General features: G+C 69.1%; 9 protein-coding genes. 3 read left to right on the top strand and 6 right to left on the bottom strand.

All coding sequences use genetic code 11. The features are described from left to right. Window positions 1-4 precede the first annotated feature (4 nt). The 6 genes from ABT300_RS38190 to ABT300_RS38165 all read right to left on the bottom strand — a co-directional run bounded on the left by ABT300_RS38190 (window position 5) and on the right by ABT300_RS38165 (window position 5575). On the bottom strand, window positions 5-1351 hold the full coding sequence (locus ABT300_RS38190) for a methylaspartate mutase (RefSeq protein WP_351686053.1): 1347 nt from the start codon (window positions 1349-1351) through the stop codon (window positions 5-7). Continuing rightward, window positions 1348-1815, bottom strand: a complete 468-nt coding sequence (locus tag ABT300_RS38185) for a cobalamin B12-binding domain-containing protein (protein WP_351686051.1) — start codon at window positions 1813-1815, stop codon at window positions 1348-1350. Before ABT300_RS38185 ends, ABT300_RS38190 begins: the two co-directional genes overlap by 4 nt. 192 nt (window positions 1816-2007) lie before the next feature. Further along, window positions 2008-2907 carry a LysR family transcriptional regulator gene (locus tag ABT300_RS38180; RefSeq protein ID WP_351686049.1) on the bottom strand — a complete coding sequence of 300 codons (900 nt, stop codon included), beginning with the start codon at window positions 2905-2907 and terminating at the stop codon, window positions 2008-2010. Window positions 2908-3273: 366 nt separating this feature from the next. After that, window positions 3274-3837: a CGNR zinc finger domain-containing protein gene (locus tag ABT300_RS38175; protein ID WP_351686047.1), complete on the bottom strand. Its 564-nt coding sequence runs from the start codon at window positions 3835-3837 to the stop codon at window positions 3274-3276. A 79-nt stretch (window positions 3838-3916) separates the two neighbouring features. Beyond that, window positions 3917-4345 carry a hypothetical protein gene (locus tag ABT300_RS38170; RefSeq protein ID WP_351686045.1) on the bottom strand — a complete coding sequence of 143 codons (429 nt, stop codon included), beginning with the start codon at window positions 4343-4345 and terminating at the stop codon, window positions 3917-3919. A gap of 144 nt (window positions 4346-4489) precedes the next feature. Further along, the gene (locus ABT300_RS38165; protein WP_351686043.1) at window positions 4490-5575 is read right to left on the bottom strand and encodes an alpha/beta fold hydrolase; all 1086 of its coding nucleotides are present in this window, start codon (window positions 5573-5575) and stop codon (window positions 4490-4492) included. A gap of 412 nt (window positions 5576-5987) precedes the next feature. Between ABT300_RS38165 and ABT300_RS38160 the strand changes: the two genes are divergently transcribed. The 3 genes from ABT300_RS38160 to gad all read left to right on the top strand — a co-directional run bounded on the left by ABT300_RS38160 (window position 5988) and on the right by gad (window position 8662). Continuing rightward, on the top strand, window positions 5988-6179 hold the full coding sequence (locus ABT300_RS38160) for a hypothetical protein (protein ID WP_351686041.1): 192 nt from the start codon (window positions 5988-5990) through the stop codon (window positions 6177-6179). Between the two features lie 180 nt (window positions 6180-6359). Then, entirely contained in the window at window positions 6360-7079 is a 720-nt protein-coding gene (locus tag ABT300_RS38155) for a flavodoxin family protein (protein ID WP_351686039.1), read from the top strand. Between the two features lie 218 nt (window positions 7080-7297). Continuing rightward, window positions 7298-8662: a glutamate decarboxylase gene (gene gad / locus ABT300_RS38150; protein ID WP_351686037.1), complete on the top strand. Its 1365-nt coding sequence runs from the start codon at window positions 7298-7300 to the stop codon at window positions 8660-8662. Window positions 8663-8928: the final 266 nt, after the last annotated feature.

Here is an 8928-nt window from a genome sequence, read left to right as displayed (position 1 = left end):
GGCGTCACGACACGTCCCGTCGCCCGGCGGGCGACGCGTACTGCAACTGCCGCAGATGCCCGTGCGTCATCTGCTCACGGTCGAAACGCCGCTCGTTGAACCCGAGCATCGTCAGCAGGCCCCTCGCGCTGACCGGCCGCCGGGAGGCGCCGGGCGCCACCCGCAGGGGCATCCGTCCCGGTTCCGCCCACCGCAGCATGCCCGCCGCATCGACATAGGCCCGGGACTTGTTGGCGTTGTCCTGATGGAGGCAGTACGGCACGTCCAGATGACCGCGGCCGAAGGCCCGCACCAACGCCTCGCCGACCGTCGGCGCCATCTCCAGAGTGCTGTCCACCAGCAGCCGCGCCTCCTCGTAGATCCCCGAGTCGGTCGCCACGACGTCCGGAGCACGCTCCGCCTCGTCCCTCGCGATGGACGCGGCGAACTCCAACGCGTCCACGTTCTCGGCGATCGTCGGGATGCGGTGCGCCTCCGCCGGCGTCTTCACGATCAGCCGTTCGCTGCCGGTGTGCACGGCGAGCCGCACACTCTCCTCGAGGATCCGGTACGAACCCACCGACGTGCGGGGGAACACCCCCATGAAGGTGTAGAGCACGACATGCCAGTCGGCCCGCGCCAGCCGCTCGCCGGCCAGCCGGCGCAGCGCGGCGATCGCCTCCATGTCCTGCCCCGGATGCGTCTGCTGGGCATAGCTCAACGAGATGTCGCTCAGACCGTGTTCCCTGAAGAACAGCGCCTCCAGCACACTGAGCGCCACCAGCAGGCTCGGCGGACACAACTGCCCCAGCATGCAGCCGCCGAAGCTCTCCAGATGCATCGGATCGGGCTGCGCCGCGATCAGCTCGCAGCACCGCGCCCAGGCCTTGACCGCCTCGCTGATCGGCGCCCGGCTGTACGGCAGGCAGTACGACACCGGGCCGCCCTCGGTGGCGTCCACGCCGGCCTCGACCATCGCCCGGAACAGCGGATACGGCAGCGCCGAACCGTGGCGTACCTGCACCGGGAAGTCCGGCCGCGACACCGAGCCCAGTAACTCCCGGGTGGCCTCGGGCCCATGGGCGACCAGCGGGAACCCGTTCAGCTCGGCCCCCGTGCGCAGTGCCTGGCGTGCGGAGTCGTGGTCGTTGACACGGGTGTAGCTGTCCAGGGTGATCGTGCCGATGGCGGTGGCGTGGGCGCCTCTCACGCCCATCAGCCCTTCACGCATGGTGGCCAGGTCCGCGAACCCCATACGGGGCTGCACGACCAGCCGACCTCGGGCGTGCGCCTCTCGGACGTGACGCGAGAAGCGTCCGCGCGGGAGGACCTGCGGTGCATACCGCTCCGGAATCCTCGCGACACCGCTCATGCGGCTGCCCTCGCCGGCTCCAGAGCGGGGCGCTCGGCGCTGTCGAGTGAGCCCAGGAAGTCCTGGAAGGCGTCGATCCCGGCGTCGGCCTCGAAGACCGCGTCGAAGCCGCTGAGCGCCAACTCCTCGGCGAACACGATGTTCTCCGCGCCCCGGACGCCGAGCTTCCCCCCGATCACCACCCGCAGGTCCGCCAGGTCCGGCTCGCTGCGGATACGGCGGATGAGCCGGAGGCCGTCGAGGTGGCCGTGTCCGTTGACCGTGCTGATGACGAGCGCGTCCGGCCGCGACGTCCGGCACTCCTCGATGATGAGGTCGTCGGGCACGCACGCGCCGAGATTGGTGACCTGCGCGCCCTGCTCCTCCAGCAGCAGCTGGAGGAAAACGAGATTCCACATATGGGCGTCGGACGAGACGCTCGACACGACGAACCGTTTGGCCGGGAGTACGACCTGAGGGGACATAGGGATTCTCCTTGCCGTATTTCTGGGAGTGCACAACATTCTTCACGTCGCTCGAGAAGGAAGTCCAGAAATCCCGTTCGGCTCTGCAGATGACCTTTATCGACTTCATCGATCGATAAAGTCGAAACATTCATATGCAGCATGCGGGCCGCTCATGAAATCCAGGCACTCCACCGCTTCTCGCGGATGCCGTCAGGACTCCTGGTACTCCCGGCTCAGGAAGTCGATGACCTGCTCCACGAACACCCGGCGTTCCCGGGACAGCTGCGCCCCCTTGCGCCAGGCCAGCTGGGTGAACAGCTCGAAGGGCGGCTCCCATGCCAGCGGCACCAGCGTCCCGGCCGACAGCTCCTGACCGACCGTCATCCGCGGCAGCAGACTGATCCCGAGGCCGGCGCCGACACCGCGCTTGATGGCCTCGATGTTGCCGAACTCCAAGAACGGCACCGGCTCGCCCGTGCCGTCGTTGAGCTCCGCCTCCAGCAGCTCCCGGTAGGCGCAGCCCGCCTCCGGGGCCAGCACCGACTCCTGCCGCAGATCGTCGGTCGCCACCTTCGACGCCCCGGCGAGGCGATGCCCCGGCGACGCCACCACGACGAGCGGCTCCACGCCGAGCACCTCGCTGTGCACCCCGGAGTGCTGCGTCTCGGCCTCCATCAGGAAGCCGGCGTCGAACAGCCCCTGGCGCAGCGAGTGCAGCGTCTCCGCGCACAGGCTCGGTCGCAGGGCGATCTGCAGCCGGGGGTAGCGGTGGTGGAAGTACTCGAGCACCGGCGGCATCCGGTACGAGGTGATGCTCTCCATCGTGCCGATGGCCAGCACGCCCTCGGGCTGCGCGTCCGGGGACGCGGCGCCGCGTGCCTCGTCCGCCAGGGCCAGCATCTGTCCTGCGTAGGGCAGCAGTCGCGTTCCCGCCGGGGTCAGCTTCACCTTGCCCCCGAACCGCTCGAACAGCTCGCCCCCCAGGGACACTTCGAGACTCTGGATCTGCGCGGTCACCGAGGACTGCGCGTAGTTCAGTTCGGCCGCGGCCCGGGTGAAGCTTCCCAGCGCGGCCACGCGGTGAAAGGTTCGGAGTTGCCGGATGTCCATGGTGGTCTCTCCCGGAGGGACTCGACGGAGACGACCCGAGTGGTCGACACCCCGAGCCTGTCGACCGCCCCCTTCCCCGGGAAGAACCTTCAGCTGGCACACAGTGCCCACGACAGCAATGTGCCGGACCCGGCTCCGCGTGGTGGAGAGGAGCGCGGCGCGGGGGAGAGGCCGCCGCCGGAAGACGTTTTTCCGCTCGACTGCGTTCACCCGTTTTCTCGGGCGGACGACGACTGCGCGACCCGGCGACGCGGAATGGTCCTGGCGGTGAATTGCTGAACCCGTCACCTGTTTCACACCGGCGCCGAACGGGTCGATTTCACGCGGGTCTATTTCGCGTGGGTCGACCTATGGCCGGTCGCGGAGTCAGTGCGTGGTCGCCGCGGGCGTGCTCTTCTTACGTGCACGGTAGGCGGCCGCCTTGATCTTGTTGCCGCAGGAATCCATGCCGCACCACTGCCGGCGCATGCCGCGCGAGCGATCGATGTAGACGCGCGTGCACTCGGGGTTGCCGCACTCCTTCATCAGCGGGACGTCGGGGCCGCTGAGCAGCTCCACGGCGAGCCGGGCCACAGTGGCGAGCGCCTGCCCGGGGGTGGCGTCGGTGTGCCGCCCCGCCAGGGTGAGTTGGGGTGTCGCGGGGGCTTTGCGTGCCTCGGCGTTGACCACGGCCAGCGCCCCCCGGTCGAAGTCCTCGCGGAGGCGACGGTTGGTGATCAGCCGGTACACGGCCTCGCGCAGCACGATCGCCTCGCGGACGTCGTCCTCGTCCGCAGGGGGGATCACGTCGACAAGCCCCGACTCCAGGTACCAGGCATCGAGCCGCTCAGGCGTCGCGAACATCTCGAAACGGGTTGAGCGCCGGGCCCTCAGGGTGGCCGCGAAGTCGAGGACAGGGTGTCCGCACACGAAGACGTGGTCAAGATTCACGTCACCATTCTGACGGGTGACCGTCCGGTGGGGCAAGCATCCGTGCCCCGCTCGGGCGGCGACCGTCACGCTCGGGGCGTCATCGTGCCTGCAGGGGCCCGGCGAGCGACCTGCGCAGGGACGCCGGGGCGACGACCGGCAGCAGCGCTGCCAACAGCCGGCCCTTGAGCGCGCTGGGCCGGCGCGTCAGTTCCACGTCCACCCGGGTTCCGTCCGGCTCGGCCGTCGTCCGGAAGACCCAGCCGCCGCCGGCTCCGAAGAGCTTGGAGTCGAGAGTGGTGACGGTGACGGTGTCGCCGCCCGGTTCCCACTCGTAACGCGCCCGTTCCCAGGCGGCCGCCGTTCCCTCGGTGACCTCGGCCCAGGTGTCCCCGAGTCCGTGCACCTCGAAGTGGTCGGCGTCGATGGTGGACCAGACGCGGGCGCGCGAGGGGCTGAAGTCGGTCAGGACGTCGAGCACGCCCTTCGGGTCGAGCGTGGAGACGAGGTGGAGGCGTACGACGGTCATGGGGTTTCCTCACTGATGCGTGATGGCTCTGGCGGCCGGTGACGCGGGATCCCGTGGCCTGCGTCACCAGTCAAGGCGGTGAAGTGTGCGGTCGGGGTCGCGTCGCCGGCGTCGTGGGCTCGGTCGCGGGGCGGACGCGGTGTCTCAGAGGCGGTCGGCGTCCACGACCGCCTGCGCGAACGCGCTGGGTGCTTCCTGCGGCACGTTGTGTCCGACGTTCGCGAGGGTGCGGTGGTCGTAGCGGCCGGTGAAGCGGTGGCGGTAGGCGGAGCCGTCGCCGGGCGGGGTGAAGGGGTCCAGGGCTGCGTCGAGCGTGACGGTGGGAACACCGATGGAGGGCTGGGCGGAGAGCTGCCTCTCGTAGCGGTCGTAGCGCTGCTCGCCCTCCACGAGGCCGATGCGCCAGCGGTAGTTGAAGAGGACGACGGCGGCGTAGTCGGGGTTCGTGAAGGCCTCGGCGGTGCGTTGGTAGGTGGCGTCGTCGAAAGCCCAGTCGGGGGAGACGAGCGTCCATACGTAGCGGCACAGCGCGATGCGCTCGGTGACGTCCTCCATGGCCTTCTTGCCGCGATCGCTGGCGAAGTACCACTGGTACCACCAGTTGTGCTCGACGGCGGGAGCGGCGGGCTCCAGCTGCGCCTTGCGGTCGGTGATGAGGTAACCACCGGTGGAGAGCAGGGCTTTGACCCGTTCCGGCCACAGGGCGGCGATGATGTCGGCGGTCCGCGAACCCCAGTCGAAGCCCGCCAGCACGGCCCTGTCGATCTTCAGTGAGTCCATGAAGGCGACGATGTCCAGGGCGACCGCGGACTGCTCCGCGGTGCGCGGGGTGTGCCGGGAGAGGAAACGGGTGCCGCCGTGGCCCCGGAGATACGGCACGAGGACGCGATAGCCCCGGTCGGCGAGGATCGGGGCGACGTCGACGAAGCTGTGGATGTCGTAGGGCCAGCCGTGCAGGCAGATGACGACGGGCCCGTGGGCGGGCCCGGCCTCGGCGTAGGCGATCTCCAGGAGGCCTGCCCTGACGTGCTTGAGCGCACCGAAGCCGGTGTGGGTCCCGGAGGGGACGGCGGACGCGGCGGACGCGGCGGACGTGGCGGGAGCGGTCATGCCGTGCGTCCTGGCCGGTGTGGTCGCGGCAGAGGCGTTGGCCGGCAGACCCGACAGTGCGAGCGCTGCCGCGCCGGTGCCCAGTCCGACGGTCTTGCCGAAAGTGCGCCTGTTGAACATCTGTACTCCTTCGTCGCGCCGCTGTAGCCGGCCGAGGACCGATGCGCCGGGGATCGACGCGCCCGGCGCCGATGCACCGGTCTGCGGTCTGGCGGCCCTGGACGCGATGACATTTGCACGGCTGTCGTCACCAGTCAAACCGGTGATGCCGATTTTGCGCCAAAGGGATGCCGGGGAGCCGCGTTGCGGCCGTACAGGCATGACTCGAAGAACTCGCCGAGCGGTAGCTCTTGTTGAGCCCGTAGCGCGGGCGACCCTTCCCTGCGTACGAGACCCCGACGGTGATGAGTCCGCCGGAAAGTCGATCGCGTGACGTCACCTGCTTGACAGGTGATGACCTCGGTGCGCACGCTGATGACCGCCGAGTGAGGCGCCGGGGTGATGCGACCCCGATGGAGAAAAGGGACTGGCCATGAACGAGATACTCGCGACCGACACCGCCGCCGACGCACGTCACCTGCGCTACGGCAGCCTTCCTGAGCGCATCCGCTTCGAGGACATGACGGAGGAAGTGGCGACCGAGCCGGGAGGCCGCAACGACCTCTACGACCCGGACGGTTCGTCGAAGTTCTACTCCTGCCTCGCGCTCGACCTGGGGCTCTAGGCGTGTTTCCTGACGTCCCGCCGGCCTGGCGACGCCGTCGGGAGAGCGCACGCGCACGGCTGTGCCAGGAAGGCGGCCGTGCCGGAATCCCTGGACCCGCCGGACGCGTCACCGCTTCGTAAGGCCTCGTGGGCGCGTCGAACCGGGACAAAACCGCGTACACGCGAGACGCTGCCCGTCATGAACACACCCCCTCCCCACCGCTTCGACGATCTCAGCGCGCTCTACGTCAACTGCACCCTCAAGCCGTCCCCCCAGCTCAGCCACACGCAGGGGCTGGTGGACAGGAGCCGCGCGATCATGGAGGCGCAGGGTGTGGCGACGGAACTGATCAGGGCCGTCGACCACGACATCGCCACCGGCGTGTATCCCGACATGACCGAGCACGGCTTCGCCGCCGACGAGTGGCCGGCGCTCTACGAGCGGGTCATGGCCGCCGACATCCTGGTCCTGGCCGGACCCATCTGGCTGGGCGACAACAGCTCGGTGACCAAGAAGGTCGTCGAGCGCCTCTACGCCTGTTCCTCGCTGCTCAACTCCCAGGGCCAGTACGCCTACTACGGTCGGGTCGGCGGCTGTCTGATCACCGGGAACGAGGACGGCGTCAAGCACTGCGCGATGAACGTCCTCTACAGCCTGCAGCACCTCGGCTACACGATCCCGCCCCAGGCGGACGCCGGCTGGATCGGTGCGGCCGGCCCCGGTCCGTCGTACCTCGACCCCGGCTCGGGCGGCCCCGAGAACGACTTCACCAACCGCAACACGTCCTTCATGACCTGGAACCTCATGCACATGGCCGCCCTGCTCAAACGCGCCGGGGGCATCCCCGCAACGGGCAACCAGCGTTCGCAATGGGACGCGGACTGCCACGCAGGCGCCGACAACCCCGAGCATCGCTGAAGCCGTGCCCGTGTCCGTCGGCGTGGGACGTGAAGCGCGACGAGATCCGTCTCGACCGGGTGGGGCGCTGCCGCGTCGGCATGCCCGGCCCGAGGCGCCGTCGCCGGGCCGGTCGAGCATCGGCGGCGGCCGGGACGCGGCGCGGCCCCGGTCGGTGCGTGCGGGTGTTCCGTGTGTCCCTCGCCCGCAACGGGGCCCCGCGCTGTTTGAATCCTCGTATGACCAAAAGTGAGGATTCAGTTCTTTTCGGTAATCGATTTCTGACGATGCCCGCTCCCTCGGAGACCTTCCCCGAGGAGGGCATGACCGCGACCGATGCGATGCGGCTCGTGGACGTGGATCTCGCCATGGAGGGCGATCCGCAGCGCAACCTCGCCACGTTCGTCACCACGTGGATGGAGCCGGAGGCGCAGCGGCTGATCGCCGAGAACCTGCACCGCAATTTCATCGACCATGCGGAGTACCCCATCTCCGCGGACATCGAGCAGCGCTGCGTACGCATGCTCGCCCATCTCTTCCACGCGCCGGGCAGGACCACCGGCTGCCGGACGCAGGGCTCGTCCGAGGCGATCATGCTCGGCGCGCTGTCGCTGAAGTGGAAGTGGCGCAAGCGCCGCCAGGCGGCCGGTCTGTCGACGGACCGGCCCAACCTGGTCTTCGGCGGTGACGTCCACGTCGTGTGGGAGAAGTTCTGCCGCTACTTCGACGTCGAGCCGCGGATCGTGCCGCTCGCCGAGGGCAAGTACACGATCGGGCCGGAGGACGTCGAGCCCCGCATCGACGAGAACACGATCGGCGTCGTCGCCGTCCTCGGCACCACGTTCACCGGACACAAGGACGACGTCGTCGGGATCGACGCCCTCCTGAGGGACGTGCGCACCAAGCGCGACCTCGACATCCCGATCCACGTCGACGGCGCCAGCGGGGCATTCGTATGGCCCTTCCTGTACCCCGACTCGAAATGGGACTTCAGGCTCGAGCAGGTCCGTTCGATCAACGCGTCCGGCCACAAGTACGGCCTGGTCTACCCGGGCATCGGATGGCTCGTCTTCCGCGAGGAGTCCGACCTGGCCGAGGACCTGGTGTTCTACGAGAACTACCTGGGCAAGACCGACGCGACGTTCACCCTGAACTTCTCCACCGGCTCCTCGATGGTGCTCGCGCAGTACTACAACTTCGTGCGGCTGGGGCGCCAGGGCTACACCTACGTCATGAAGATGATGCAGGACAACGCCCGGGCGCTGGCGGACAACCTGCGCGGCGGCGGTCGCTTCGAGGTGATCGGGAGCGATCTCGAGCAACTGCCGCTGGTCGCCTTCCGTCTCGCCGGTCAGCACTCGTACGACGAGTCCGACATCGCCTGGCAGCTCTCGGCCGAGCGTGGATGGATGGTGCCGGCGTACACGCTCCCGCCCGACGCGCAACGGGTGAAGATCCTGCGCGCCCTGGTCAAGGAGACCCTGAGCCGCGAGCAGGTCGATCGCCTCAGCCAGGACATCGAGGACGCCTGCCGCACCTTGGACGACAAGGGCGCCGCCCACGGGATCGAGCGGAACCAGGTCAAGCGCGGCACCGGCTACTGACGACACGCGGCGAAGCGGTGTCCGCACATCCGTGTCCGGGCTCGAATCCCCCTCCCCGAGCCTGTTTCGACGCCGCCTTCGATCACCGGTCTCCCTCATGCGCCCGGGCCGCCTCAGCGCCGACCTCGGCCCGTTCGGTGTCCTGCGCCGCCCGGAGCCGGGCGGCGCCCTGGCAGTCCCATCCCTTTCCGAGGGCGCCCCCGCACACACCACCCTGTCCTACCGCACGTGTCTCGGAGCCCAGCACGTGGCCGTCACCCACCGCG

The sequence above is a fragment of the Streptomyces sp. NPDC001027 genome, from assembly GCF_040299045.1.
In the GTDB taxonomy this organism is placed as follows: Bacteria; Actinomycetota; Actinomycetes; order Streptomycetales; family Streptomycetaceae; genus Streptomyces.
The sequence above is the reverse complement of the archived record's forward strand: the minus strand, read 5'-3'. Positions and strand labels throughout refer to the sequence as shown.

Coding starts and splice junctions, on each gene's coding strand:
- ABT300_RS38190 (WP_351686053.1), bottom strand. CDS start 1,351: ATGAGCGGTGTCGCGAGGATTCCGGAGCGGTATGCACCGCAGGTCCTC.
- ABT300_RS38185 (WP_351686051.1), bottom strand. CDS start 1,815: ATGTCCCCTCAGGTCGTACTCCCGGCCAAACGGTTCGTCGTGTCGAGC.
- ABT300_RS38180 (WP_351686049.1), bottom strand. CDS start 2,907: ATGGACATCCGGCAACTCCGAACCTTTCACCGCGTGGCCGCGCTGGGA.
- ABT300_RS38170 (WP_351686045.1), bottom strand. CDS start 4,345: ATGACCGTCGTACGCCTCCACCTCGTCTCCACGCTCGACCCGAAGGGC.
- ABT300_RS38165 (WP_351686043.1), bottom strand. CDS start 5,575: ATGTTCAACAGGCGCACTTTCGGCAAGACCGTCGGACTGGGCACCGGC.
- ABT300_RS38160 (WP_351686041.1), top strand. CDS start 5,988: ATGAACGAGATACTCGCGACCGACACCGCCGCCGACGCACGTCACCTG.
- ABT300_RS38155 (WP_351686039.1), top strand. CDS start 6,360: ATGAACACACCCCCTCCCCACCGCTTCGACGATCTCAGCGCGCTCTAC.
- gad (WP_351686037.1), top strand. CDS start 7,298: ATGACCAAAAGTGAGGATTCAGTTCTTTTCGGTAATCGATTTCTGACG.